Source organism: Bacillus sp. FJAT-49736, from assembly GCF_018343615.1.
GTDB lineage: Bacteria > Bacillota > Bacilli > Bacillales > Bacillaceae_C > Margalitia.
In genome coordinates this window covers 130,813-156,792 of sequence record NZ_JAGYPI010000003.1, presented here as the reverse complement: position 1 = coordinate 156,792, position 25,980 = coordinate 130,813, and the positions used below count along the sequence as shown (strand labels likewise).

The window sequence follows — 25,980 nt, the reverse complement described above, 5'->3', positions numbered from 1 at the left end:
GTGTCCTCTAGCATTTAATAAAAAGCCTTTTAGTCACAAATAAAGGATCTGGTTTCCTCATAGCCTAGAGTGAGCTCAATATCCCGACTATTTCTTCTTACGAGCTGAATTTACAAAAGCAAGGATTGCAAGAACTAAAGCCACTATAGAAAGAGTGAAGGCGGTAGAGTCTTTTGTTTTCGCTGCCGGTTTTTCCGTGCTGACTTTTTCATCTGCTTGGTGGCTATGTGCTGCTGGTTGAGTTACATTAGCATTGGAAGTTGTAATGTTTGTGATGGAGTGTGGCGTATCTGATTTTTCATCACCAGTCCATTCTACAATTGATCCATCTTTATAATATTGGAATGCATCCCATGCTGCTGTTCCTTCTTTATCAGGGTTTTTCGCAACAAAATTAAATTGCTGGAATTGACCTGGCTGGATTCCTTCTCCTGTAGCTTCCCAAGTAATGATCGTTACCTTACCGGATGAATCCTTTTTCGTTGTTACCTTCCAGTCAGGAGTGGGTTGGTATTGCTCAAACTCTACCCCGTTTGGAATCTTAAGGGTAACTTTTGTAGTAGGAACTTCTTTTTCAACCGGGATTTTGATTGTGTAGGTTTCCCATGCGCCTGGCGCTGAAACATTTGGCTTAACTGTTACATGGGCGCTTGCTATCCCTGCAAATAAAAATAGTCCTGCAATAGTTGGTACTGCTATTTTCGATATTTTACCGATTAACTTTTTCATTTTATCTTCTCCTTTATTGACTTCCCGCTGTAATTGTGAAGTCTTCATCTATACTTTGTAATGATTTTGTAATTCCATGAACATGAACCTTCCATTTTCCTGCCATACTTAAAACGCCTGTTACGGGTTTGTTGCTGGTAAGATCTTTTCTTGTAAATTGAACTGTATTATCCCCCATATCCATATCGAGGCAGGTTAATGTTAATGTTATCTGATCAAGGTTTTTAACCTTTGCCCCTCGTTTTGAAATATCCACCTTAAATTCATTTTTGCCAATTTTATTCGGTGTAATATGAAGGGTAATAGAATAGCCATCTTCTGTCATCTTAGTTTGCTGTACATCTCCTGGAGCCGCAAGTCCCGTCGGCAGATTGGTCAGTATGGCCGCTAAGATAAATACTATAACTCCAAAACTGAATTCTAGCCATATTGTCGGTCCTAGAGTTTTGTTTTTACTTCTTCCTCTTAGGAAATTAAACAGTGCAAGCCCAATCATAAGCAGTAAGAGCACGCTTTTGGCAATAATAATTTGGCCATATGCTGTAGAGATGAGCGCGTTCAGCGTAGGGATAAATTGAATACTCTCATATATACCAGTTCCCACTATCACAGTTACAAAGGCTGCTCCCCAATAGGAAAACCGCTGAATGGTTAACCAATAAATCAACTCATTATCTTTTTTTCGAAGCAGAAGCACCATTGCCAGCAAACTACCAATCCATAGTGCCGCTGACGACATATGGAGAAAGTCCATTGTGATTCCAATCCATTTATTGGATGAGGTTGTTGCATGACCGATAAAGGACTTGGAGGCTAAAATTGCTAGGACTGCTAGAATTCCTGCATATGCCCACTTTTGTTTTGCACTGGAATGAATGATGTAATAGGTTATGAAATATAAAATAATCATCAATGCTATTTGCAGTATCCACACCATTCCAAAAGATGTACTCTTCAGAGTTTCCAGTAACATAGAAAAATTAATAGCTGACGCCCAGTTTACTCCTGCATCTATCGTCGTTTGTAGTGGCAGACTGAGCACAATGCTGATAAACATCCCCTGTATGGAATATCTTAAAATCCGCTTGCTCGTATTGGAAAAATAAAATGGAGTGCCTTTATATACATACAAGGAGAAAAAAAGACATCCGATAAGTAACGAACAACTTATATAAAATAGCCATCGAATAATAATCATATCTGCGTGTGGTGTATAGCCATTTGTAGTTGCTTGAGAAAGTCCAGCACTTCCACCTGATTTCCCTATTTGAAAGGGGATCGTTCCATTGACAGGATGACCATCACTCGAAATGACATTCCATTGAATTGTATATGTACCATCTGGCAAATCAGATTTTAAGCTTGCTTCTAAAATAGCTTTACTTTTTTTATTTATGTGGGCATTATTACGATCAACGCGTTTTCCGGTTTGGTCCAATACTTTTAAGGAACGGAAGCCAGGTTGAATTTCCTCATCAAATTGAATGCTAACATCTTTTGGTGCTTTCTGTAAAACTTCATCCTCTTGCGGTGTAGATTTTACTATATACGCGTGTGCAAAGGATGGATGCGGAATCGAAAATAACATGATAAAAACAAATAAGATCCATTGCAACGCTTGTTTTATCCTCATACTCTCAGTCCCCTAACAATATCTTGACTCAAGAAGAACAGTGGTCGGAAGGTGGATTTTTCATCCGATTTTTTAATTGAGTAATTGCCTCCTCAAATGTAAAGACAAGACCGCCAAACCCCTTTTGAAATTGTTCAATCTGTTTGTAAGATTCAAAGACTATAGCCTGCGGCCTGCAGCAATTCATTTGAAAATCTGCACCTATTAAATAATAGGCAACCTTTGCACTAATCGTGATACCACTTAAGAAATCCTTGCAGATAATTTGGGAAACCTCTTCTTTGATATCCTCATATCTAAGCAATCCACAATGCGGGCAGCAAGTATGTTCAATGGTTTGCTCTAAGGTGATAATTTGCATACTATGTCTGGTATTTGCTTCTTTATAACAATAAGTGCAATTTTGAGAATGCATTGCAGGCTTGCGTGTATAGGAAATGCCCTTTGATGTCTTTATAATTTTATTTTGTTCAATTAATGGTTTAATATCTCGATAAATGGTCATTTCTGATACATTTAGTCTTTTACTGAGCTCGGAGACGGAAATAGTTGTTTCTTTTTCAAGCCATGTTATGATTTGTTGCTGTCTTTGGACAGGTAGCATAGCAGTCCTCCCATATTCATGCTTATGTTATACACTACTTCTTTCAAAATAAGATATCAACCCATTTTATGTGATTAATTGTGAAAAAATGTTGTATTTTTTCAAATATATTTGTGAAAAAAGCTATGCACCCGGGCATAGCTTTCATCCTTTACATATCTACATTCACAACAAATGGAGCAATAAACACTTTTCCGTCTTGCTGGAATTGTCCCCAGATTTTATATACACCTTTTTTTGGAAAATAAATCATGAACTTAACACTTGATCCTGTTTTTTTAGTGGTCATTGGATGTATATGCAAATATTCCTTTAAATCCTTGCTGATTGCAACAGCATGTCCCATTGCTCCCATGTACGGCTCTAAATCTGTAATTGGTTTATTCGTATTGGCGTCCCGAATGGTAAATTTCATATCCAAATCCATTCCCGCCATAATATGATCAAACTCTAAGGTTACCTTTTTCCCATCAATTACTTTTGTCATATGCTTGTCCGGTTCCATGACAACTGGTGCAGGCGGATTCCCCTCAACATGAATCCAATGTCTTTGGACACCGTTATCCTCAGAGCCTGTTGGGGTAAACTCTGTAATGATATTATAGTCTCCGCCTGCAGGCAAAGAAGTCGTAATATCGAACTTTCCATTCCCCTTATACTCTGGATGAATATGAGTAAAATAGGATAAATCCTTGCTTACAATAATCATATGCATTAGCTTTTCATGAACCCTATCAAATTTTGGTATGATTTTCCCTTTTTTATCCTTAATTACAATGGAAATCGGAAAATCCTGGTTGGCCTGAATTTTTTCTGGAACGGTCCAATCCGCCTTCGTAGGTGTTACTTTTCCTTGCATGGAGCTCATATTATGATTTTCCATTTGCGACATAGGTACATGAGCAGCACCTCCACAGCCTGATAATGCAACTGTTCCAATTAGTAGTAGTGAAATGATATAGCGTTTCAGGTGGCATTCTCCTTCCTGAATGATTATTTTTGTCCCATTACATTATAAGATTGAGAGTTAATAAAGTAAAATCACCACTTCAGGAAAGCATTTTTAAAATACTTTCCCAATGAAGTTTATACACTTATTCTTTTCCTCCATAAAAACAGGTTTGCAAGTAGCATAATGAGAATAAAGACATACACACCGAAGTTAAACATGGTACTGATATAATGTAATCCCGCAAAAGCAGCTATCGGAATCATCAGCACAAAAATTTTCCAGCTTTCTGTTTGACCTACCGCCTCAAAGCTTTCGGAAAAAGGAATAGTCCTTTTCAAAATAATAAAACAGAAAATGGTATAAAAAGAAGCTATTAAAAACGCTAAAATTAAATCTGGAATGACTCTTGCTCCAAAAACTACAATGAACAGGATACAGAGCACTAAATATAATGGTAGATATAATCTTGCTAAAAATGCCTTTAAGGTCCCTTTTAATAAAGGAGATAAAGAACTGAGCGGCACTGTTTTATAGATCCAGGCTCCTTTATATTTTCCGGAGAATTTCAACATAGTAATGACGCTCGGTATAATAATCATGGTAGAGTAAATTGTCAAATATCCCTTTCCGGTAGAGATGCTGGAAAAGCCTCCATCTCTGAGAGAATTAAAGAGAAAGATGAATGGCAAAATGATCGCAAAGCCTAAAGATGGGTAAACTCTTAGCTTAAAATCGCGTTCGTTTTTCATCATTAAACTTGCGAAACGAAAAAATGCCTGTTCTTCCTTTCCTGAACAAATTGTATTGATAATTAGGCTTCCAAGTTTACTACGCTTCTTCTCCTTATTCACACTATAGCTGGCAAGCTTTTGCAGATTTTTCTCAAAGGATGGAACTAAGCGTAAATAGATGATAAAGGACACAATTGGAACAACGATTGCAAGAATAGCGAAGATGACATAGTAACTATGAAATTGTCGGTTTAAAATCAATTCATATGGCGCACCAAACCACATTGGGATAATAAATACCTGCCACCATTTTGGTGAGAGTACAACATCGAAATTTATAAACTCAAAGGATCTTCCCAGCACTTGATAGCCAATCATGATGGAAAATGACAAACCAATTTGTACATAGTTAATAATATCCTTTAACTTTTCCCCATCAAAAAATTTCAAGATCAGCATATATATCAAAGCAGTTATTACAAGAATAAACGCTTCTAATAACATAATCAGAATGATGGATAAAAGAAAGAAGAATACCCCATGTTTAAAAAGTCCTACTAATAATGGAATGGTAACAATCGAAGCAGTTAGGAAAAATAAATAAATGAATACATGCATCATTTTGGCAGCACTAATCGTTTTCTTATCAATTGGTCGTGTATGTAAAATATTTTTGTCCCTAATATCGAGCAAAACCGCTGAAAAGTCAGAAATCATGGATGTCATCACGATAAACATGACAAAACCGAACATGATGCTCATTTGAAAAAGATAATTTTCCCCCATAACAATGAAAGGAATCGTAAATAATCCAAAGAAAGCATACATCCAAAGCGATTTTAGAAAACCATTTCCCTCGTTTTCAGCAGCTTTCTTTTTCTTCTTCTGTCCTTGTTGAGTAAAGATGGTCGGAACCCTGCGCTGATCCATCATGAGTTTTACCTGCAGAATTTTCCTCATCGCAGGATAATCGACTCCGAATCGTTGAAAAACTCCACTAAATTTGTCTATAACCTTTAATGTCCGAATATCTCCCATCTCTACACCTCTTGAACGACGGATACAAATCTTTTTCCGATATCCTTATGTTCATGAAAATCAGTAAGCTGATTAAAGATTTCCTCCAGCGTTCCTTCCATATTTTGATTCTTAAGTTCCTCGAAGCTACCGTCGGCAACTATGTTCCCTCCGTGCAGCAAGATAATCCTGCTACTGATTTTCTCAACGACATCCATAATATGAGAGGAGTAAAAAATCGTTTTGCCTTGAAGAGAAAGTTGAGCCAGGATTTCCTTAAAAATCATTACGCTATTGGCATCTAAACCATTAATCGGTTCATCCAAAAATAAGATATCCGGATTATGCAGCATACTCGAGATAATAAGGAGCTTCTGTCTCATCCCCTTTGAATAGGAGGCAATTCTTGAGTGATACACTTCCCCTACTCCGAATAATTCCATTAAACTCTTAGCCTTGTAATCTGCAAGCTCAAAATCCAACCCGTAAAGCTCTCCAATAAAGGTCAAGTACTCATGACCAGTCAAATTATCATACACCTCTGCAATTTCAGGCACATACCCAATCCTTTTCTTGTAATCTATATTTCCATCCGATATATCTCGTCCAAATATTTTAATTTCTCCGGAATAACCTTCCTCAATACCGAGCAACAGTTTTACCGTCGTGCTTTTTCCCGCTCCGTTTGGTCCTATGTAACCAATAATCTCTCCACGTTCAACCGTCAAATTAACACCCTTTAAGACTTCTTTTGAACCATAATTTTTACGTAAATCACGTATGGTTAAAACTTCTTCCCCCATCTTCATCACCTGCGCCTTAGTAGATATATTCATATTTTAGCATATATTTCCTAATAGATGAGGAGACAATATAAAAATCGGGTTGGCTATCGCCACCCGATTTTATTGAACCTTCACTACAATATAATCAAAAGGTTTGTTATTTAAATACACGTATAAGCACCATATTCCGGAGCTTGGAAAAAGCATGTTGCATGGGGTATGTTGATCTGCCCCATGGATCGGGCCTAATAATGGGCCGCCTTCCCAAACAGCTACTCCTTCACTATTTAATACTTTTGTAATCGTTCCGGACCCTTTCTTCATTCCCACTATTTTTACATTACCTTGTAATTCATTTGCATTTCCCCAAAAACCCCATAAATATTTACCATACTGTTTTGCAGTAAAGGTAGGATACATTACGCCAAGCTTTCCTTTTTTTCCTATCATTTTGGTACTTTTATCCGAATGAAATGTCGGACTCAAAGTCCAATCCACATTATTAAAAATTTGATTGTCATAGAAGCTAGTGATCTTTTCTTTATCAGAAAAAGTGCTCTTCAATACATTTTCCCATTGTGTTTGATGTTTAGATAAATCTCTCAATTTCATACCATAAAAGTTTTCTAATTCCTTTCTCGTAGCCTGAAAAGAATGTATACCTTCTTTTGTTTTAACATCAAAGGTAACCTCGTCAACATTTTGTACTAAAATAAACAATGTCGTCGCATTATACAGGAATATTCTTTCGCCATTTTCGTTTTCCCAATACGTTTCAAAATCCTTTGTCCTTCCGGAATACTGTGCATGAATTCCGTATGGTTCCTGTTTAGTACTTAAGGATACTTCCTTTAGAAAATTCTTGCCGGGTAATTGACGGAGGATTCCCACGACTGCACTGTTATCTCCTACATAACTTTCTCTAAATGGAATAAGTTTTTCTATTTCAACCTTATCCTTTTGATCGATAGATAAAGAGAAAGCATTTGTATTTGCATTGTGATCTGGCTTTAACAACATGGTTATCATAGCAAAACTAAAAATAATGAAAGTCAGGACTCCTGCCAGAGAAAAAATTATTTTTTTCGTATCGAACATATATGTTTTTCTTTTTTCCACATAATGTGCATCCTCCATTAAAGAAATTACCATTTTATTTTTCACATCTGTTTTAAGCACAGGTTTCGGTAATTGCTTTACTTGTCTTTCAATGGAGTCTTCATTTGGATGGTTCATCATTAGTCCCTCCCAACTGCTTTTGTAAAGCTTTTTTGGCACGATGATAGGTGGAGCGTACCTTGTGTTCATTCCAATTTAATATGGAGGCTGCTTCCTCTGTTGACAACTCATTGATTCCTCTCAAAATTAAAATATCCCTGTAACTTCCTTTTAAGGATTGTATGGTTGTATACAAACGTTTATTTTGTTCGTTTAATTCCAGAAAAAAATCAGGTGTTTGGTAATCTATAGGTTCTCGATTCGTCTCATTAGAATGCTCTTTCCACTTATTTCGTTTTCTTCTTCTGATTTCATCAATTGCCACATTTCGGGCAATACTAAATAACCATGTCTTAGGACTAGCATTTCCTTGAAAAGAGCCCAGTCCTTTAATTGCCCGAATAAACACATCCTGTACTAAATCTTCCACATCATTAGGACGGATCCGGTAAATAAAGAATCGATAAATATCGTCGCTATATTGATGAAACCAATCGGAAATTACTTGTTTTCTATCCACATTCTCACCCTCCGTATTGGTCTTCCTATTCCATTAGACGAAATGATTTTCTATATATCGCAGTTCTTCTTAAAGTTTAGAGAAAATTTATTACCATATTGTCTAGGTCCAAGTGAAATTAGCACTTCAAATTTTACCAAGTGAAATTAGCACTTCAAATTTTACCAAGTGAAATTAGCACTTCAAATTCTACTAGTGTCGATCGGCTAGCGGATGTACAAGGTGCTTGCGCTTTTCCTATTATAAATTGGATTTATTTTCAGAATGAAATTATGCAATTCTTGTTATAATGTAAAAATATAAGGAGAGAAGCACTATGAAATGGTTTAAATATATATTAGTTCTTTTTATCATCATTGCTGCGGGCAGTGCTTTTTGGTTTTATTATCCACAATATCAAATTCACAAACTGCAAAAAGCAGCTGCAGTTTCTATAAAAGATCATAAACAAACTTCCTATATTCAGTACTTTGCCAAGATGAAGCCAAGCAGTATCCATCATTTAGCGATTGGGGATTCAGTGATAAAGGGAGTTGGGGCAAATCAAAAGGAAGATTTTATCACAAGGTTTTCCAGCGAATTAAGACAAGCTACCCAGAAAACCGTGATTTCGGATAATGAAGGCATACCTGGGATTACTAGTACGGAGCTTAATCAATTTATACAACATGGCAAGTTTAATCAAGAAATTAAAAAGGCAGATATTATCACCATTAATGTAGGAGGAAATGATATTCTCCATTTAGCAAAACAAAAAAATTTTTATCAAGCCATACAATCCTTCAGTACTTTGCAAAATGATTTTGCGGAAAACTTAACTCAAATAACGAAGCATATAAAAAAGCTAAATCCTAATGTAACAGTCGTATACTTGGAATTATACAATCCGTTAACACCTAAAAATCAGTTTTATGGTTTCGCCAGCAAATTACTGCCAAAATGGAATATTAACATTTATAAAGCTGCGAATTTGTCCCCTTCCTCAATCGTGGTGAAAACATCAAAAGTAATTAATGATAAGCATCTCCAATATTTATCTGCTGATGGGGTGCATCCAAATTCAAAAGGATATTTTGCCATTTCGCAGGAAATGTTAAATGAATTCAAACATACTGCTAAACCAAAATCGATTTAATACCAAAGGGCGGGATTATTTTCCCCGCCCTTTTACATGAAAGTACGCTCCAAGCAGTTTATGTAATGGAATAGAACGATCTCCTATAAGCCTTAGTAAAAACGGTCCCTCCCCGTGTTCGTTTACATCATCGTAAAACTTCCAGCTCTTATCGAGAGAAGCAAAGGTTAGATTCCCCCCTTGCAAGAAAAGTTGAATGCATTCAGCCTGGAGCTCCTCATCCAGATAAGGCTCACTTCTTTTCAATCCAAATAACTTGCTCCACTTTTCGGTTTCGTTTTCCACATTATCGACGGCAATGACTAAATCCTCTATCTCTACTTTCCCAAGAGGATGCGCATTTATTTTTTCATGTAAATCCTGAAATCGTTCTTCGTCGCTTTGCTGCCATTGAATAATAAACGGGAAAGGCAATTTCGATAGTTCATCCTTTATAAAAAGCATTTTCCAGCGGATTGTTACACCATCATCCCTTGTTCTTTCACCGTTCACAGGTCCTTCTATTATATATCCAAGTGTTTGTGCATGCTTAGCTACCTTTTCTATATTATTCGTCCGCAACGCAATTCTATTAAATCCTTGATAATGGGGTAAAAGAGTAATTGCCTGCCTTGTTAAATCATGATGCAATGCGGCTTCTTCTGCTATCTCCCGTTCTCTAATTCCTAAAAACTCAATATAGCTAAGCCCAAAATACGCTAAAGAATTATATGTTCCCCATTTTTCATGATTACCGCCCATAAATGCTTGAACACCAATATACTTCATTTCTTCCGCTGCTTGCACCGGATTTTGAACAAAATGGACTAAGTGATCAAATAATAGATTCATATTAACCTCCTACCTAATTAATACATACCTTTAAATTGCAACAAGGTTATCAGCCGAAGCAGGAAATCGAATTTCGATGGTTGTACCTACGTTTACTTTGCTGGATATAAACAGATTTCCTTGATGTCCTTCAATGATTTTATAACATGTCATTAAGCCAAGACCTGTCCCTTTTTCTTTTGTTGTATAGAACGGTTCCCCTAACGATGGAATGCGCTCCTCCGGAATTCCTATCCCCTGGTCCATAAAAAATATCGAGACGCTGTTTGCTTCTGGACTTTTTGCCACTATTCGAATTATCCCACCCTCCGGCATCGCCTCAATAGAATTTTTTATTATATTTAAGAAAACTTGTTTTAACTGATTTTCTTCTCCTAATATGTATGGCAGGTTTTCCTCATAGTCCATTTCAATTTCGACATTTGCTAATATGGATTGTGTGTTAACAAGGGTGGATACATTATGTAGAAAAGCGGCAATATTAACCTTTTTGAACTCAACGACTGAAGGTCTCGCCAATACGAGAAATTCCCCTAAAATATGATTAATTCTGTCGAGTTCTGAGAGAACGATATCATAGTACGATTTTTCCTCCGTATTATCTCTAAATAACTGTATAAAGCCTTTAATGGAGGTTAAAGGGTTTCGGATTTCATGCGCAATTCCAGCCGCCATCTGACCTACGAGAGCCAGTTTTTCTGATTTTTGAAGCAATTGTTCTGTTTGTTCCTTGCTTTCCGTAATATCCTTATAAATGGATAAAATAGTGGGCATATCCTCATAGTCCATACATACAGATGTTTCCTCAAAATAAATAATTCTTCCATCCAAACATTTTAATTTCTGATTAGTGGTAGCAACGGAACCCTTTGTTTTATGTAAAAGATTATAACTCGCAATTGCATTATCCTTATTCTTCTCATCCAAAAAATCAACTATCGATCTACCTTTTACCTCTTCCATTTCGCTAGCTCCAATAAGTTCTAAGGCAGATTTGTTTGCATATAGTATTTTGTTATATCGGTGAATAATAACGGATTTAGGAAACAATTCCAATAACTGCCGGTAATTTTCTACAGTCTTTTCCTTCTCCTTCGCATATAGTCTTAATTTATCAAATTGCCAGCCAACAAACCAAGCTATAACGGTTGCAACCGAACATTCGCTTATTGCTAATAACGGACCATCACGAGAAAAGAAATATTCAACTACGGAATACAATAAAGAAATACTAATAAGTATAATTCTACCAGTTTTTTTCATAGAGTACCCCTTATCTTTTAATATAATCCAATTATACCATAATCATTTTAAATTTTATGAAAATTGTAAATTAATTCCCCTTATCAAAAAAAATAGAGGGAATAATCCCTCCTGTAAATTTCTATTTAGAATTAATATTTACTAGTTTGTTATCCATTTACCTCTTCGGCTTTCCAATAATATTCGCTAAATACTTTTGCAAAAGCATCGACTGCATTATATAATTCTTCTAAATTATTATCGACTCCACCAAATTCAAGCAATATGGAACGATTGGAGAGATCTTGGTTGTACACGCCATTGCCATCACTTCTAGTTTTAATAAAAATCCCCCGACTAATACCCGGAAATTGCTGTTCTAATTTAGTATTAAGTTCCTTTGCGTAATTTAAATTTTCTTTATAGTTACTATTCTCTTTTCCAACAATAATATCGATCCTCGCATATTTTTTTCCACGTATTTCAGTAGTAGTTATTGATTTCCTTTGTGAGTCCCTATGAATGTCAATAAAAAACTTTGTTTCCTTATCCTGAGCTATTACCTCTTTAACATGTTCACGCGAAAGATTATAGGCATTACTCGCTGTCCAATTTTTCGCTTTTAACTCAGCGCCCATATTACTAGTATCGTGTTCCGCACCTATTCCCTTATTTATTAATTCTTGAGTTAATCTAGCACCTACAGCTACTACATTAATTTTATTATTTGTACTTGTCGCCTCATCAGGAATTTTAGCACCTTTAATGAGTGGCAAAAATGCTTCCCAACTATGTGTATGATAAATATATACTACTTTTTTTAAGTTACTTTTATCCGTTTGACCTTGTTGATTGTTGTCTGGAGGGTTACTTTTCTCATCATTTATGTTTTGATCATCAGCTATTTGACGTTCCTTCGTAATATCATCATCTGATTTAGGAGGAGGATCGAATGGAAGATTCGTAAGATTTGTCCCCTTTCCAGCAATAGCTATTTCCGTATTATATATATCCAGTCCAGGTATTTCACTTCCAAGAAGCGTAATAGATTTAGAGGGATTGATATTTGTCACTAATGTAAATAAAACCTTGGAAAATGAAATATCAGCACCTATATTCTTATTTGCAAACAAAAGGTGATTTTCACTTTGCAGCATATATGCAAATACACCTGAATAATCTAGCTTACTCATCGAATGTTTAAGGGACGTTGACGAGGGACTGATAGGAGTCTTCACTAAACATAAAACGAAAAGAAAAGAAAATAACACACCGACAAATATCCTGCTTAAAAACACGACAATATGGATGGGTTTATCATTTTTTTCAAGCATTTGTCTACCTCCTATTACTAGCATTCTATGAGAGTAATTTGAATGTTAGAATCTAATAGACAAGTTTTTTAAAATATTCCGTTCTTTTTTCCCAACTAGAATTAAATAGAATTACAATCAAAAGATCACGAATTACAGAATATCCTCTATATAGCTCATTCCTATTGCTCAACGAGGAGGAAAAAATGAAAATCATCAAAAAATCCGGTACAGTCTTCTTCATAATCATTAGTTCTTTATGTCAGACTGCTTGTTCTACTTCAAACTCTGAGAAAAGTGAGCAGCCAGAAAAAGAGTATATGACTGAGGTCGCGCATCCAAAGGGAAATACCACTTAAATGTAATAAAAAATGAGGGGAAGAATTTAGGTCAAAAAGCCACTTACGGCTTTATTCGACTTGCCATTCCCGATGCAAAATGGGTATATGATTTATCCAAACTGGTACAAAGGTTGTCATACGTAGTTAGATTTATACGAACTGACCCGTACCTTTATGGTTAGTTACTATATTTACGGGCTTCCGTTAAACTATATAGCCTTTGTAAAAGAAGATCCTAGAATCAGTAACCTTTATAAGTAAATATACCGGAAACTGATCCTATATTATGAGATATAAGGTTTACGAAATCACTACGATACACGAAAACATTTTTATTTAATAAGCATGTTTTTGTTTAAAGATCTGGTTAAAACTATTCCTTATTTGATCTTCTTCTAATTTTGTACCGATTAATATAATACAAGATTGGTATTTTAAATGATTAGGAATCTCCTTGCATTCCACTGTTCCAGATGCAATCTGGAATTGATATCCTTGTTGATTATTCGCAGTGTAGAAAATCCCTTTTCCTCTTACTACATTAGTAGGGAGTGTCAACAACCATCTCTTCAAAGCGGATGGGTTCATGCAAGGAACATCTTCTATTTTAAATGTTTGAAATGTATGCAGATGATGGTGATGTGGTATATGACTATCTTCCTGAGAGCGTGAATTTTCATTAGTAGTATCATTTCTATTTTGAAATAAACTTTGGCTGTCGAAATTTCCATATACCATTTCCATTATCCTTTGATTTTCCTTTATTTGATTGCGGAGTTTCGCTAACACTTTTTCTTTTTTCTTTTGTTCCACTAGATCCACTTTATTCAATACGATTACCGTGCTTGTCCGAATTTGTTCTTTTAATAATTCCCTAACTTCTTTTGAACTAGCGAAAATGCTTCTATATTCCATATACATACTCGCATCTACAACGCTAATAATTGACACAAGCTCAAAATAATTTCTTAAACGTTGATCGGCAAACGCCTGAACAATATCTTTCGGATTGGAAATACCAGTACTCTCTATAAATAAAACATCCACTTTATTTTCTTTTTTTAAATAGAAGGACAAACTTCCTATTAAATCCTCTTTTATTGAACAGCATATACAGCCGTCTAGTAACTCTACTATATTTTTTCCGTTTGAAAAAGATGTCTTTCCACATTAACACTTCCTACTTCATTCAAGACAAGTCCCGGTTTTAGCTGGTATTCTTTGCAATACTTTAACATTTCCAATAGTACAGTTGTCTTACCGCTTCCCAAGAACCCTGATAATAAATATACTGGTATTTTCTTATTCATTCGCATTCTCCTCCTTAAAAATAATCTTTTTCTATATTATACTCATAAATCGTAATCATTATGATTATAAATAATAAAAGCTATTGAGTTTTATACATTTAGAGAGTAAGTAAGTACTGAAAGTGAAAGATTCTCATACTCTTTAATAGAGACATCTATTTTAGTTAGGAGGTATATGGATGAAAGCCATACTGTCTAGAAACTCAAAAATTACCATTGTTCACTTAATTTTTCTATTATTAATTTATCTATTCTTCTCAGCAGACCATATAAATAATCTAGGAATTATTTCTCTCATTCCTAATGAATTATTTAATGTAAACACGATATTCCTTAGTATTATGATAGAGGCAGTGCCCTTTATTTTAATAGGTGTCATTGCTTCAGCAATCATTCAAACCGTAGTATCTGATCATTTGGTTCAAAAATTATTACCTAGGCATGCTTTTTTAGCGATGTTACCTGCAACTTTACTAGGAATCATTTTCCCTATTTGTGAGTGTGCAATCATTCCTGTCGTACGGCGATTAATAAAAAAAGGGCTGCCACAGCATGTAGGTGTTGTTTTTATGCTTTCAGTGCCCATCTTAAATCCCATTGTTTTCCTATCAACCTATTATGCTTTTCCAAATAATCAAGTTATTTTATACGGAAGAATGGTACTAGCTTTTCTAGTGATATTACTTATCGGGTCTATTGTATTCCTATTCTTTCGAAATCAGCCGATTTTAAAGCACACCACAGAACGAAATCAACATACTTCAACGAATAAAATGGGACAATTCTTTAAACATGTCAGTGATGAATTTTTTGATACAGGTAAATACCTATTGGTTGGTGCACTGTTAGCCAGTCTGTTTCATACGTTTTTAGATCGAAATCTTCTTGTTTCAATAGGAACCGATCATATAAAAGCACCTGCAGTAATGATGGGGTTTTCATATATATTATCTATCTGCTCCGAGGCAGACGCATTTGTCGCTTCATCATTTAGCAATTCCTTTGGTGTTGGTTCGATCATTGCTTTTCTTGTTCTGGGACCCATGCTGGATCTTAAAAACACGATAATGCTGTTTGCTTATTTCCGTTTTAAATTTGTCGTAATTTTCATTATCATAACCTGTTGTATTGTTTATATAGCATCGAGGTTATATGAATATATTATCTGAAAGGTGGGGAGTAGTATGAGCTTGCCGCGGGCTAAATTTCATACGTATTTCAGGGGAATCATCCTAATAGGGCTTAGTTTATTTTTCTTAAAATTATTGCTGACAGGGAAAATCAGTTATTTTATCTCTCCTAAATTATATCCGTTTTTATCCATCACCATTGGAATATTAATCATTGTAGGAATCATTCAGATTTTTATCGGAACATCGGATGATGAGGAAATGCTTTGTGACTGCTGTGAAGAACATCAGCCACCAAAAACTACATTCCGTTCTGTGATCCTGTATTCTCTATTTATTATACCTATCATTTCAGGATTTCTGTTTTCCAATCATACTCTTGGGAGTTCTATTGCTAAGAATCGTCAAGTTCAACTCACAACATCGAGTCAGGATATCAAGCAGAATCGCCCTTCAAACGTTGTCAATAAACAGGAAACACAAACAAATCAACAGAATAATGGTAGTAATAAAAACACCGTACCTAGTTCAACGCAACAGCAATATATAACTCAAAAAGAATATGATCAACTCCAACATTCCATATTCCAGGAAAACAGCATCATCATTGATGATAGTAAATATGTTCCTACCATTGGTCTGATAGAAGAAAATTTTAATAAATTAATTGGAAAAGAAATCGAAACAGTGGGCTTTGTTTATCGTGAAAAGAATTTTTCCAACAATCAAATCGTAGTGGCAAGATTTGTTATTACATGCTGCATTGCGGATGCATCGGTTTATGGAATTATGGCCAAAGGGGATTTAGCCAAATTTAAAAATGATACATGGGTAAGATTAAGAGGGAAATTAAACAAAACTACTTATCAATCCTCTACAATTCCTATCTTATCTGTTACATCTGTACAAGCCATAAAAGAACCGGCTCAACCTTATGTATACGATATTGGCATAAAAGTAGACTAGTCAAAAGGATGACTAGTCTATAATTTTTACCATCTTCTTCTTCGTTTCTTTAATCTAATCATATGGATAACGATTTTTTGAATGCTAAATCCTAACAAAAGGATTATAACTAAAAGCAATGTAATCGTTGCACCAGGTGGAGTTCCAAGATGATAAGAAGATACTAATCCGATAAAAACACTACCCAAAGCTACAAGAATGGCTGTGATAAAAACATATTTAAAGCCTTTTGCTAATTTGATTGCAAATGAAGCAGGGAGCACTAATAAGGCAGAGACAAGTAATACGCCAATAGTTGGAATAATAACTGAAACTGCCAGACCTGTTAGAATACTAAAGGATAAGGATAATAGATTAATATTAATTCCACTTGTATAAGCTGTATCTTCATCAAAGGTCATTAAAAACATTTGTCTCTTGAAAATAAGGAAATACAATAGTACTAGTAATGTTACCCCTACCAAAACATATACTTGCTCATTACTAATTGTAACAATCGAACCAAATAAATACTGTTCTATGTTTGGGCTCATCCCACCACTCGTTACACTCATTAAAAACAAGGCAAATGACAGCCCTGCCGCCATTAATATAGCAATCGAAACCTCTGAATAGGAATGATAGGACCTACGCATATATTCAATCCCAATAGCACCAATAATAACGACCAGCATACTGGAAAGAGTTACGTTGGAATGAATAAAGAAACCAATCGCCACACCTGCTAAAGAAATATGGGATAAAGTATCCGCCATTAATGCCTGTCTTCTTAAGACAAGAAATATTCCGATCATAGGTGCGATGATAGCAATGAGTCCGCCTGCCCAAAAGGCACGCTGCATGAACTCAAGGTTAAACATTTCCATTCTCCGTGTTCCCCTTTCTCTAGATGTATTACTTTATCGAAGTTTGTTCCTGCTTCTTCTCCATCATGTGTAACCATTACTACAGTTCTCCCATGCTTTTTCACCTGATGGTTCATGAACTGATAAAAGCTAATCCGACTTTCATAATCCATTCCAGTGGTTGGTTCATCTAATACTAGAAGGTCAGGTTCAGTGGCAAGGACTCTGGCAATACAAATTTTTTGCTTTTGCCCACCAGAGAGAGCTCCAATTTTTTCATTTCTATACTCCCACATTCCTACCATTTTCAATGCATTTTCTACTAGTTGATGATCTTTCTCCGTTAGCCGTTGAAACCACTTTTTATCTTGAAATCTACCAGAACGAACCAATTCAATCACCGTACTAGGGAAACCAACATTGAAGGATGCAATTTGCTGGGGCACAAAACCAATTTTCAATGGCCTCCCAGAGTCATTCTTTTTGCTTAAAAATACGTTTCCTGACCATGGTTTAATCAATCCGAGCATCAGTTTAAGCATGGTTGACTTAGAGGCTCCATTAGCACCAGTTATTCCCACAAATTCTCCTGATTCAATTTCAAACGAAACGCCATTTAATGTTGGAATATGAGTATAGCCAAAAACAATATTTTCTAAGCTTGCTAGTTTCATATTTTTTGCATCCTTCCCTTAAGAATTAAAACTAGCGCCAAGAAGGCGCACTAACTTTACTCATTCAATGTTTGTTTCAGACTTGCTAAATTTTCTTCCATTACAGATATATAATCCATTCCTTTTTTTTGATCCGCTTTACTTAATCCTTCTAACGTATTAAGTACCTTTGTTTTTGCCCCTATTTCTTTTGCGAGCGTATTGGCAACTTTAGGCGAAGCCAACTCTTCATAATAAATTACTTTTAGATCATGCTTTTTTGCAAATTTTTTCAGCTCAGCAAGCTTAGCAGGGCTAGGTTCTTGATCTGGAGATAACCCAGCAATGGGAACTTGTTTCAGATTATATTCTTTCGCAAGATATCCGAATGCAGCATGTTGAGTAATAATTTCATTTCTTTTAACATCTTTTAATTCCGAACGAAATTTATTATCTAGTACCTGTAATTTATTTATATAATCTTTACTATTTTTTTCATAATAGCTCTTGTTTTTAGGATCTGCTTTTACTAAGGCTTTCGTAATAGTTTTTACTTCTTGTTGTGCAAGTGCAGGGCTTAACCATACATGTGGATCCATCTCTTCTTTTCCATCTGTTGAATCTTCATCCCCTACACCTTTCATTAAGGTAATATCATTGCTTGCTGCAACAAACGTTGGACCGCTTTTACCTAGACTTTTCTGGATATTGGGTACCCATGTCTCCAAAGAAGCACTATTATAGACCAATAGCTTTGCCATTTGAATGTTTGCGACATCCTTTGGGGTTGGCTCCCAATCATGCGGCTCGACATTCGAAGGGATTAATAGCTGTACATTTGCTTTATCTCCGGCAACGTTCTTTGTAAATTCATACATTGGATAAAAAGTCGTAACAACTTTCATTTTATTATTTCCACTGTCTTTAGTACGATTCTCATTCCCGCTATTTGCACATCCCGCAAGCAGAAGAATAAAAGTACTAAGGAGCAATAATATATTAGCTTTTTTTAAATGTCTCATTTCCATTTCTCCATTCTATCACGATATTTGAAATTATAAAAGTGTAATCATTCCGATTTAAATTTCATACCTTATTTCCTTCGTCTCTATAAATTACACCCCTTCAGTCATAATCCATGTAAATGGATCTTTCAAACTACCCCAGTCTGTCTTCACTTCTTCATTAGTTAGTAAACATTGATCCAAAGATGCCTTAATTTCGTCATGATTCATATCAATTCCAATTAACACAAGCTCTGTTTTTCGATCTCCAAATTGCGGATCCCATTCCTCTAAAAGTTCTGGCTCACTTTCAAAATAATAAGATTGTTCCTGCTCAGGAAGAGAAGCAATCCAATATGCAACCGGACTAAGTTCAATGGAAGGCCCAGCTTGTGATAACAACAAAGCTAAATCGTTCCTTGTAGCACACCATACAATTCCCTTTGATCTGACAATATCAGCAGGAAGATTCTCTATCCAAGTATTAAATCGCTCAGAATGAAATGGGATGTTGCTTCGATAAACGAATGAGCTGATCCCATATTCATCTGTTTCGGGAATATGCTCCTCCGCTTCCAATTCTTTTAACCAACCAGCAGACTGGCTTGCTTTTTCAAAATCAAACAGTCCGGTATTTAATATTTCTAATGGATTCACTTTTCCATGTTCAATTCTAAGTAGTTTTGCTTCCGGTTGAAGCTTTCTCAAGAAATGCTCTAATTGTTCCAGCTGATCATTTTCAAGTAAATCACACTTATTCATAATAAGGACATCACAAAATTCAATTTGATCAACTAGTAAATCCGCTACTGTTCTTTCGTCTCCCTCTCCGGCATTTTGCATTCTATCCAATAATGAATCACCTGAAGAGAAATCCTTCCAAAATCGATTAACATCGACAACCGTTACCATTGTATCTAATTTACATAGATTTGTTAAATCAATTCCTAATTCTTCATCTATGTATGAAAAGGTTTGAGCAACAGGTACTGGCTCACTAATACCCGTAGATTCAATCACAATATAATCTACTTCTCCATTTTGAGCCAATTTTTCTACTTCAATTAATAAATCTTCTCTTAAAGTACAGCAAATACAGCCATTGGATAATTCAACAAGTTTTTCTTCTGTTCGGTGAAGTCCACCTCCTTGCTTGATGAGTTCTGCATCAATATTAATTTCACTCATGTCATTGACTATGACAGCCACTTTCAAGTTTTCGCGGTTCTGCAAAATATGATTCAAAATCGTTGTCTTTCCGGCACCTAAATATCCGCTTAGTACTGTTACAGGTATTTTTTCCATTATGACATCTCCCATTCTTTTCTCTTTCTATCTTCTTAAATGTAATGATTCCGATTTACTTTTCAAAAAGAATTTATTCCATTTACTATGAAATATCGAAATACTTTAAAACGAATCCATTACGATTTAGTTTTTTTACAAACCCACATCCATAATATGTATTAGTCCCTTTTAATATTCATGATATTTTTAGTTTGTGGTAAATCGTAATGATTACGTTTTTAAATTTTATCCTAAAGCTTATCGTGAGTCAATACTTTTCACTTCACACAAAATAAACCAGTGCAGCGAAAGGAAATGGCTATGCACTGGTTTCGAAATATTAATGTTTTTTTAATGCTTTTAAAACAACCGCTTCCCCTTTAAATGAAACAACGCAATTATTTTCTGCTTTAATTGCAAATTTAACTTTTATTTCATCGGAAGCATTCAATATATAGGAAGTTAATCTATCTTTTTCAACATCCAATAGATTCATCCGATTACACCATGGTTCAAAAATAAACACTTTCTCAAAGCGGTGCCATTCTTGCACTTCAAAGCCACTTTCTTCTAGCATTTGTAACCATTCGGACTTTTTCCAGGCACGAAAATGGCTATAGTCTCGTATTTTTTCAATCGTGTTATAAAATTCATCAAAAGCGATTGCTTCTGGAACAACATTATCATCTAACAAAAATTGACCATTTCGCTTCAGAACTCTGTTTACCTCTGAAATAAATGCTCGGATATTCGGAAAATGATGTGGAGCAATCCTACAGGTTACAATATCAAATACTTCATCAGAAAAAGGTAAATTCTCCGCATCCCCTTCAACGAATTGAACATTTTTATGCCCATTTCCAAGGATAAACTTTTCAGCAGCTACCAGCATTTCCTTTGTTAAATCGAGAGCTGTGACACTTTTTACATTTGGAGCGAAAGCATTTGCAGTATGCCCGCCACCAGTTGCAATATCTAGCACTTCCTCATTTCCTGTTATGCTTGTAATATCTAAAAGTTTCTGTAGATCTTTTCCTTCCTTATGCAATTTGCTTTCTACATAAGACTCAGCACTTTTTCCAAATTGTTCTTTAACATCCTTTTTTGTTTGACCCATCTTTATCCCCTCCAGCTTTCATGCCATACCTTTACTTTAGTACACGGAGGCAATAACTAAAATATTTATTATTTTATGATTTAACATAAGTAAAAGTTATCAATAGATTTCCTTTAAGAAAAAACAGAGTGAATTATCTGCATCCAGCCGGAAATAGGTTCGTCTATAGCCAACTTTTAAGTGAATATGCCACAATATGTGGAACATCAAATAAGTTTTGATCGTTTAATTATACATTTTGGGACAAATCTCGCGAAAGCAAAGGTTAATCTCGCGAATTAGGTAGCTATTCTCGTGGAAATGAATGATATTCTCGCGATTTTACCAACTAATCACGCGAATCAGGACTAATTACCTAAAACAAAAACCCATTCAGCACAACTGCAATCCAAGGATTCTGTAATTTCAAACGATAAACTTTTATTGGGTAATCTAATACAAAAAAAGTCAGGCAGATGCCTGACTTTCAATTCGAAAACTGTGATTTATATTGGCTGATAACAAGGTCCGGCTCTTCTCCTTCACCCTGCATTTGTCGCAATCGCGCTGCCTTGTTTACCTGTTCATCCGCATGGTAGCTGGAACGAACTAGCGGTCCAGACTCACAATGCTTAAAGCCTTTTTGAAGTGCAATTTCTTTCCATTCTGCAAACTCCTCTGGACGAACGTAACGCTCGACTTTCAGATGCTTCTTCGTAGGTTGTAAATATTGTCCAATCGTCATAATGTCAACTTGATGCGCAAGCAAATCATCCATTGCTTGAATAACTTCTTCTTTTGTTTCTCCTAGTCCAACCATTATGCTTGATTTGGTCGGAGTATGAGGACTAATTTCCTTCACTCTTTTTAACAATTCAAGAGAGCGTTGATAGGTTGCCTTGGAACGTACACGTTTTGTTAAGCGTTCCACTGTTTCGATATTATGATTAAAAATATCCGGCTTTGCATCCATTAGCGTCTTCAGGCTCTCATAGTCACCTTTCATATCTGAAGGCAGCACCTCTACTGTACAAGAAGGGACTCTTCTCCTTATAGCACGAATTGTTTCTGCAAAAATAGCCGCTCCTCCGTCCGCTAAATCATCACGTGCAACCGCTGTAACAACACAATGGCGCAACCCCATTATCTCAACAGATCTAGCCACTCGCTCCGGTTCTTCCCAATCTAATTCTGTTGGCAATCCTGTCTTTACTGCACAGAAGCGGCAGCCGCGTGTGCAAAGATCTCCAAGGATCATGAAGGTCGCTGTTTTCCGAACAGCCCAGCATTCATGAATATTGGGACATTTCGCTTCCTCACATACAGTATGGAGCCTTTCTTCCCGCATCATTTTTTTCAGTCCTGTATAGGTTTTATTCGTGTTTAATTTGATTTTCAACCATTCTGGTTTCCTTAAGTATTCATCATTTTTATTGACCACTATGATACACTCCCTATCGATAAAAGGTATAACTTTCTGCAGCATACTTTTCTTCCATCAACACTCGAGCTTCATCGATCATTTGTTGCGGTGGTTCATATGTATTAAATTCGATATTTAGCCCTTTTCTAAAGCCGTCTTTAAAGGCATCCTTTACCTCTTCGATCGTTGTTTCTCTTCCTAATATCCTATTAATGGATATCGCTTTTTCTTTGAAGGCATTTTTTGCTCTTAGCTTAACTTTTTCGCTTGGGAAGATAAAAAGATTGTACAAATCATCTTCATCAATAACCATCGGAATAGAGCCATGCTGTAAAATAACCCCTTTTTGACGTGTCTGTGCACTGCCTGCAGCTTTTTTACCGCCAATCTCCAATTCATACCAGGATGCCTCTTCAAAGCATACGGAAGTTCCTGTTTTGCCTATTGGTTTATCTGGGATAGCCAGCTCAGCTGAAATACCAAGCAACCGATAGCCTTCTAACAGTCCTTGAGAAAGGACCCGATAGGATTCAATAATAGAAGGAGACATCAACTCATGTTTTTCATCAATGATAATAGAATAGGTTAGCTCCTTATCATGGAGAACCGCTAGTCCACCTGTTGGACGCCTGACAATTCCAATTCCCCGTTCTTTTGCAGCATTAACATCAATTCTTCCTGCCGTTTTCTGAAAATGGCCAAGCGACAAGCCCGCCGGATTCCACTCGTAAAAACGAACAACAGGGGGGATTTCTCCTCTACTATGCCAATTTAATAGAACTTCATCAAATGCCATATTGAATGCTGGAGAGTTAATTCCGGTATCAAGAAAAAGCCATTTTTCTCCCACTGTAAAACCAGCTCCCATTTTCGATTATCCCTTTTCAAACATTTTTAGTTTAACATTCTAATTTCCATTGTCAATGAACCTTAAGCCCCCCGAAAAAACCAATAATAAAACCTATAGGAAAGTAAAAGGGTGAGAGTAATCGATATCCATGATAGATACCATTTCCAGTGGGTATATTTAATGAGGTCTGTAAAATGTAAAATCAAAATTTCCATAATCACTAGAATAGTTGAGTAGAAAATAATATAAATCATTTTCATCCAGAAGCCTTTTTGTACAGGGTAATGAATATTAAATAGGATACTAATAACTGGGAATGCCAGAAATTCAAATGTAAAGCTTGTCCGAACTGCATGAGCAAAAAAACGACTGGGATATTCAATCCATCCTAATTGAACAACGGCTAGTCCAAGCAGCCACCCTGGAAGCTGCATAAATGAAAAACTAATATATGCCTCTCGTATTTTACTTTTTGGAACAAAGATGAAAAGCAGCAGAATGGAAATAATCCAAACCGAGGATTCAATCAATGTGTTTATATTCATAGCTTATAGCTCCACCTTTTTGGTACCAATAGGCTTCTTAAAAAACCATTTTGTAAACCATAACGCTCCTACATTAAAAATAACAGCAGTGATAAAATGATTAATGAAATTCCAATGAATGTAGCGTTTCAAATCCGTGAAACTTACTACTGATAAATCATACAAACTGATCATAAAAGCAAAGGCAATTACAAAAAAGCATTGAATATTTCTTTTTTTCTTGTGTGGAAACAAAAAATAAAAAAGTACAGAAATAGCTGGATAAATAATAAAATCATTAAAAAAGTTCTGTGACGTTGCTTTTGGAAATAATCGAAAAGGACTTTTCACTATATCATATTGAGCCAAAACCACTCCCGTGACCCATGTTAAAGTTTGCAAAAATGTAAAATTGACACAAGCTTCCCTAATTCTTGTTTTCGGAACAATAAAAATCAAGAGTAGTATTACAATCATTTTGGTGATAACAATCCACATAATATTGATGGAAACACTCATAGACCATCACTACTTTCTTTTATTTATTACTATGTTCATTTGTTCACAGAAATATTAGAAAAAATATCCTATCGAACCAATTATAAAGGAAGACAAATAGATATTCGTTTTACAAATAATAAGTAATCCAATATGATTATTTTTAATAGGCACTTTTTCATAAAGATTGTCGCTTCTAGTTGATGATTGAAATCTTTATGCATTTGGGCCATCTTTTCTTAATGCGATGATTCCTAACACATATACATGATTTTTTCCTATACTAATCAACATAGTTTAAGAAAAGAGCCATTAATAAATACAAAGTAAGAGGTCGGGAAAATGCTTCAAAAATTTGGATTTTCACAATATGAAAGTAAAGTATATGAGGTTCTTTCTGCTAGCAACGAGCCGCTTGATGCTACCTTAATTGTAAAATATTCAGGCGTACCGAAGGCAAAGGTATATGAGGTACTTACGAGAATGATTGAAAAAGGAATGGTATTGGACTCTATTTCTGAAAAGAAAAAGCTTTATACTGCTTTACCATTAAATACTGTTATTGAGATGCTGACTAGAGAGTTCCAACAAGATTTAGAACAATTAAAGAGACACACATATCAAAAAAAGTTAACAGATGATAGAGTTTGGAGTCTAAAGGTAAATTCATCGATCCTTGCACAATGTAAGAAACTGCTACAGAACGCCGAACAATCCATCCGTATATCCGTTTGGCAGGAAGATTTCCATGAATATTTACCAATATTGTTAGAGAAGGAACAATCTGGTGTAAAGGTAGAAGCATTAGTAGTTGGAAATGTGGATGCCCCTTTATCTTCCCTTTTTGTTCTGTCTCCCAATGAAGAACATCGTATGTTGGAGAAAAACCGTCTGTTTATTATTGATGAGGAAGAAATCCTGTTTGCAGGTGTTGAGGAAGATGCATGGCAAGCCATTACAACCAAATCCAAACCATTGGTTAAATTTTTTGCAGAGTTTTTTTATCATGACGTTGCTCTTGCCAAAATAACCAAAAAATATGAAGAAACATTAATGCAGGATGAAGAAATCAAAGGTTTGTTGATGAGGCTTCGGTATTAGCAAAGTCTTTTTTACTTTTATTTAGGTAATATTGACGATCCGCTTGCAATTGAAAGAAAAAGGATTCTTATATTATCATAGTTCACATTTTTTGGAGGATACAGGTTCCGTTATTTCATAAAATTCTCTTGAAAACATCTGATTTTTGCCACGATAACGGATCCTCGGTCCTGTTCGAGAATAACTTGTTGCCAAATAGAAAAGGCAGAGGATACTACCTCTGCCTTTTTGCTTCATTCTAT

The 25,980-nt window shown here is 35.5% G+C and carries 26 protein-coding genes and 1 pseudogene; 5 read left to right on the top strand and 22 right to left on the bottom strand.

Annotation, left to right across the window (positions count from 1 at the left end):
* Window positions 1-87: 87 nt before the first annotated feature.
* From KHA87_RS16860 to KHA87_RS16825, 8 genes are all read right to left on the bottom strand, one after another.
* On the bottom strand, window positions 88-729 hold the full coding sequence (locus KHA87_RS16860; protein ID WP_213095351.1) for a YcnI family copper-binding membrane protein: 642 nt from the start codon (window positions 727-729) through the stop codon (window positions 88-90).
* Between the two features lie 13 nt (window positions 730-742).
* Window positions 743-2,362: a copper resistance protein CopC gene (locus KHA87_RS16855; protein WP_213095350.1), complete on the bottom strand. Its 1,620-nt coding sequence runs from the start codon at window positions 2,360-2,362 to the stop codon at window positions 743-745.
* Between the two features lie 28 nt (window positions 2,363-2,390).
* The gene (locus KHA87_RS16850) at window positions 2,391-2,966 is read right to left on the bottom strand and encodes a DeoR family transcriptional regulator (protein WP_213095349.1); all 576 of its coding nucleotides are present in this window, start codon (window positions 2,964-2,966) and stop codon (window positions 2,391-2,393) included.
* A 151-nt stretch (window positions 2,967-3,117) separates the two neighbouring features.
* Window positions 3,118-3,834 (bottom strand): hypothetical protein, encoded by a 717-nt coding sequence (locus KHA87_RS16845; protein WP_249310550.1) that lies wholly within the window; start codon window positions 3,832-3,834, stop codon window positions 3,118-3,120.
* Between the two features lie 218 nt (window positions 3,835-4,052).
* Window positions 4,053-5,687, bottom strand: coding sequence for a hypothetical protein (locus tag KHA87_RS16840; RefSeq protein ID WP_213095348.1), 1,635 nt, complete (start codon window positions 5,685-5,687; stop codon window positions 4,053-4,055).
* 2 nt (window positions 5,688-5,689) lie between these two features.
* The gene (locus tag KHA87_RS16835) at window positions 5,690-6,469 is read right to left on the bottom strand and encodes an ABC transporter ATP-binding protein (protein WP_213095347.1); all 780 of its coding nucleotides are present in this window, start codon (window positions 6,467-6,469) and stop codon (window positions 5,690-5,692) included.
* 102 nt (window positions 6,470-6,571) lie between these two features.
* A complete protein-coding gene (locus KHA87_RS16830) occupies window positions 6,572-7,690 on the bottom strand; it encodes a DUF4871 domain-containing protein (protein WP_213095346.1) in 1,119 nt (372 codons plus the stop codon).
* Complete coding sequence (locus tag KHA87_RS16825) at window positions 7,671-8,189, bottom strand: RNA polymerase sigma factor (RefSeq protein ID WP_213095345.1); 519 nt, start codon at window positions 8,187-8,189, stop codon at window positions 7,671-7,673. Before KHA87_RS16825 ends, KHA87_RS16830 begins: the two co-directional genes overlap by 20 nt.
* Before the next feature lie 316 nt (window positions 8,190-8,505).
* On the opposite strand from KHA87_RS16825, the gene KHA87_RS16820 reads away from it, so the two are divergent.
* On the top strand, window positions 8,506-9,324 hold the full coding sequence (locus tag KHA87_RS16820) for a GDSL-type esterase/lipase family protein (RefSeq protein ID WP_213095343.1): 819 nt from the start codon (window positions 8,506-8,508) through the stop codon (window positions 9,322-9,324).
* Between the two features lie 15 nt (window positions 9,325-9,339).
* Here KHA87_RS16820 and KHA87_RS16815 read toward each other — a convergent pair whose 3' ends face one another.
* From KHA87_RS16815 to spoIIP, 3 genes are all read right to left on the bottom strand, one after another.
* On the bottom strand, window positions 9,340-10,155 hold the full coding sequence (locus KHA87_RS16815) for a VOC family protein (protein WP_213095342.1): 816 nt from the start codon (window positions 10,153-10,155) through the stop codon (window positions 9,340-9,342).
* A 30-nt stretch (window positions 10,156-10,185) separates the two neighbouring features.
* A complete protein-coding gene (locus KHA87_RS16810) occupies window positions 10,186-11,418 on the bottom strand; it encodes an ATP-binding protein (protein ID WP_213095341.1) in 1,233 nt (410 codons plus the stop codon).
* 149 nt (window positions 11,419-11,567) lie between these two features.
* Window positions 11,568-12,731 (bottom strand): stage II sporulation protein P, encoded by a 1,164-nt coding sequence (gene spoIIP / locus KHA87_RS16805; RefSeq protein ID WP_213095340.1) that lies wholly within the window; start codon window positions 12,729-12,731, stop codon window positions 11,568-11,570.
* 185 nt (window positions 12,732-12,916) lie between these two features.
* Between spoIIP and KHA87_RS16800 the strand changes: the two genes are divergently transcribed.
* Window positions 12,917-13,069 (top strand): hypothetical protein, encoded by a 153-nt coding sequence (locus KHA87_RS16800; protein WP_213095339.1) that lies wholly within the window; start codon window positions 12,917-12,919, stop codon window positions 13,067-13,069.
* Between the two features lie 318 nt (window positions 13,070-13,387).
* Here the strand turns inward: KHA87_RS16800 and KHA87_RS22455 are convergent, their stop codons facing one another.
* The gene (locus KHA87_RS22455) at window positions 13,388-13,789 is read right to left on the bottom strand and encodes a CobW C-terminal domain-containing protein (protein WP_283249466.1); all 402 of its coding nucleotides are present in this window, start codon (window positions 13,787-13,789) and stop codon (window positions 13,388-13,390) included.
* A gap of 63 nt (window positions 13,790-13,852) precedes the next feature.
* A pseudogene (locus KHA87_RS22275) lies at window positions 13,853-14,289 on the bottom strand (GTP-binding protein); the annotation flags it as partial.
* Window positions 14,290-14,540: 251 nt separating this feature from the next.
* On the opposite strand from KHA87_RS22275, the gene KHA87_RS16785 reads away from it, so the two are divergent.
* Both KHA87_RS16785 and KHA87_RS16780 read left to right on the top strand, forming a co-directional pair.
* Entirely contained in the window at window positions 14,541-15,530 is a 990-nt protein-coding gene (locus KHA87_RS16785; RefSeq protein ID WP_213095336.1) for a permease, read from the top strand.
* Between the two features lie 15 nt (window positions 15,531-15,545).
* The gene (locus KHA87_RS16780) at window positions 15,546-16,457 is read left to right on the top strand and encodes a TIGR03943 family putative permease subunit (RefSeq protein ID WP_213095335.1); all 912 of its coding nucleotides are present in this window, start codon (window positions 15,546-15,548) and stop codon (window positions 16,455-16,457) included.
* A 26-nt stretch (window positions 16,458-16,483) separates the two neighbouring features.
* On the opposite strand, the gene KHA87_RS16775 is transcribed toward KHA87_RS16780, so the two are convergent.
* The 9 genes from KHA87_RS16775 to KHA87_RS16735 form a co-directional block, all read right to left on the bottom strand.
* Window positions 16,484-17,323, bottom strand: a complete 840-nt coding sequence (locus tag KHA87_RS16775; protein ID WP_213095334.1) for an iron chelate uptake ABC transporter family permease subunit — start codon at window positions 17,321-17,323, stop codon at window positions 16,484-16,486.
* Entirely contained in the window at window positions 17,248-17,976 is a 729-nt protein-coding gene (locus KHA87_RS16770; RefSeq protein ID WP_213095333.1) for a metal ABC transporter ATP-binding protein, read from the bottom strand. The genes KHA87_RS16775 and KHA87_RS16770 overlap by 76 nt, the downstream gene beginning before the upstream one ends.
* A 56-nt stretch (window positions 17,977-18,032) precedes the next feature.
* A complete protein-coding gene (locus KHA87_RS16765; RefSeq protein WP_213095332.1) occupies window positions 18,033-18,977 on the bottom strand; it encodes a metal ABC transporter substrate-binding protein in 945 nt (314 codons plus the stop codon).
* A gap of 93 nt (window positions 18,978-19,070) precedes the next feature.
* Window positions 19,071-20,264 (bottom strand): GTP-binding protein, encoded by a 1,194-nt coding sequence (locus tag KHA87_RS16760; RefSeq protein ID WP_213095331.1) that lies wholly within the window; start codon window positions 20,262-20,264, stop codon window positions 19,071-19,073.
* A gap of 322 nt (window positions 20,265-20,586) precedes the next feature.
* Window positions 20,587-21,363: a class I SAM-dependent methyltransferase gene (locus KHA87_RS16755; RefSeq protein WP_213095330.1), complete on the bottom strand. Its 777-nt coding sequence runs from the start codon at window positions 21,361-21,363 to the stop codon at window positions 20,587-20,589.
* A 466-nt stretch (window positions 21,364-21,829) separates the two neighbouring features.
* Window positions 21,830-22,783, bottom strand: coding sequence for a lipoyl synthase (gene lipA / locus KHA87_RS16750; RefSeq protein ID WP_481748376.1), 954 nt, complete (start codon window positions 22,781-22,783; stop codon window positions 21,830-21,832).
* A 13-nt stretch (window positions 22,784-22,796) separates the two neighbouring features.
* Window positions 22,797-23,633 (bottom strand): lipoate--protein ligase family protein, encoded by an 837-nt coding sequence (locus KHA87_RS16745; protein WP_213095328.1) that lies wholly within the window; start codon window positions 23,631-23,633, stop codon window positions 22,797-22,799.
* Between the two features lie 62 nt (window positions 23,634-23,695).
* Complete coding sequence (locus KHA87_RS16740; RefSeq protein WP_213095327.1) at window positions 23,696-24,160, bottom strand: CBO0543 family protein; 465 nt, start codon at window positions 24,158-24,160, stop codon at window positions 23,696-23,698.
* Window positions 24,161-24,163: 3 nt separating this feature from the next.
* Window positions 24,164-24,658, bottom strand: a complete 495-nt coding sequence (locus KHA87_RS16735) for a CBO0543 family protein (RefSeq protein ID WP_213095326.1) — start codon at window positions 24,656-24,658, stop codon at window positions 24,164-24,166.
* 321 nt (window positions 24,659-24,979) lie between these two features.
* On the opposite strand from KHA87_RS16735, the gene KHA87_RS16730 reads away from it, so the two are divergent.
* Entirely contained in the window at window positions 24,980-25,738 is a 759-nt protein-coding gene (locus tag KHA87_RS16730; RefSeq protein ID WP_213095325.1) for a TrmB family transcriptional regulator, read from the top strand.
* Window positions 25,739-25,980: the final 242 nt, after the last annotated feature.

Excerpts from the sequence above, each read along its gene's own strand:
- KHA87_RS16860 (WP_213095351.1), bottom strand. The coding sequence starts at position 729 with ATGAAAAAGTTAATCGGTAAAATATCGAAAATAGCAGTACCAACTATT.
- KHA87_RS16855 (WP_213095350.1), bottom strand. The coding sequence starts at position 2,362 with ATGAGGATAAAACAAGCGTTGCAATGGATCTTATTTGTTTTTATCATG.
- KHA87_RS16850 (WP_213095349.1), bottom strand. The coding sequence starts at position 2,966 with ATGCTACCTGTCCAAAGACAGCAACAAATCATAACATGGCTTGAAAAA.
- KHA87_RS16845 (WP_249310550.1), bottom strand. The coding sequence starts at position 3,834 with ATGAGCTCCATGCAAGGAAAAGTAACACCTACGAAGGCGGATTGGACC.
- KHA87_RS16840 (WP_213095348.1), bottom strand. The coding sequence starts at position 5,687 with ATGGGAGATATTCGGACATTAAAGGTTATAGACAAATTTAGTGGAGTT.
- KHA87_RS16835 (WP_213095347.1), bottom strand. The coding sequence starts at position 6,469 with ATGGGGGAAGAAGTTTTAACCATACGTGATTTACGTAAAAATTATGGT.
- KHA87_RS16830 (WP_213095346.1), bottom strand. The coding sequence starts at position 7,690 with ATGATGAACCATCCAAATGAAGACTCCATTGAAAGACAAGTAAAGCAA.
- KHA87_RS16820 (WP_213095343.1), top strand. The coding sequence starts at position 8,506 with ATGAAATGGTTTAAATATATATTAGTTCTTTTTATCATCATTGCTGCG.
- KHA87_RS16815 (WP_213095342.1), bottom strand. The coding sequence starts at position 10,155 with ATGAATCTATTATTTGATCACTTAGTCCATTTTGTTCAAAATCCGGTG.
- KHA87_RS16810 (WP_213095341.1), bottom strand. The coding sequence starts at position 11,418 with ATGAAAAAAACTGGTAGAATTATACTTATTAGTATTTCTTTATTGTAT.
- spoIIP (WP_213095340.1), bottom strand. The coding sequence starts at position 12,731 with ATGCTTGAAAAAAATGATAAACCCATCCATATTGTCGTGTTTTTAAGC.
- KHA87_RS16800 (WP_213095339.1), top strand. The coding sequence starts at position 12,917 with ATGAAAATCATCAAAAAATCCGGTACAGTCTTCTTCATAATCATTAGT.
- KHA87_RS22455 (WP_283249466.1), bottom strand. The coding sequence starts at position 13,789 with ATGGTATATGGAAATTTCGACAGCCAAAGTTTATTTCAAAATAGAAAT.
- KHA87_RS16785 (WP_213095336.1), top strand. The coding sequence starts at position 14,541 with ATGAAAGCCATACTGTCTAGAAACTCAAAAATTACCATTGTTCACTTA.
- KHA87_RS16780 (WP_213095335.1), top strand. The coding sequence starts at position 15,546 with ATGAGCTTGCCGCGGGCTAAATTTCATACGTATTTCAGGGGAATCATC.
- KHA87_RS16775 (WP_213095334.1), bottom strand. The coding sequence starts at position 17,323 with ATGGAAATGTTTAACCTTGAGTTCATGCAGCGTGCCTTTTGGGCAGGC.
- KHA87_RS16770 (WP_213095333.1), bottom strand. The coding sequence starts at position 17,976 with ATGAAACTAGCAAGCTTAGAAAATATTGTTTTTGGCTATACTCATATT.
- KHA87_RS16765 (WP_213095332.1), bottom strand. The coding sequence starts at position 18,977 with ATGAGACATTTAAAAAAAGCTAATATATTATTGCTCCTTAGTACTTTT.
- KHA87_RS16760 (WP_213095331.1), bottom strand. The coding sequence starts at position 20,264 with ATGGAAAAAATACCTGTAACAGTACTAAGCGGATATTTAGGTGCCGGA.
- KHA87_RS16755 (WP_213095330.1), bottom strand. The coding sequence starts at position 21,363 with ATGGGTCAAACAAAAAAGGATGTTAAAGAACAATTTGGAAAAAGTGCT.
- KHA87_RS16745 (WP_213095328.1), bottom strand. The coding sequence starts at position 23,633 with ATGGGAGCTGGTTTTACAGTGGGAGAAAAATGGCTTTTTCTTGATACC.
- KHA87_RS16740 (WP_213095327.1), bottom strand. The coding sequence starts at position 24,160 with ATGAATATAAACACATTGATTGAATCCTCGGTTTGGATTATTTCCATT.
- KHA87_RS16735 (WP_213095326.1), bottom strand. The coding sequence starts at position 24,658 with ATGAGTGTTTCCATCAATATTATGTGGATTGTTATCACCAAAATGATT.
- KHA87_RS16730 (WP_213095325.1), top strand. The coding sequence starts at position 24,980 with ATGCTTCAAAAATTTGGATTTTCACAATATGAAAGTAAAGTATATGAG.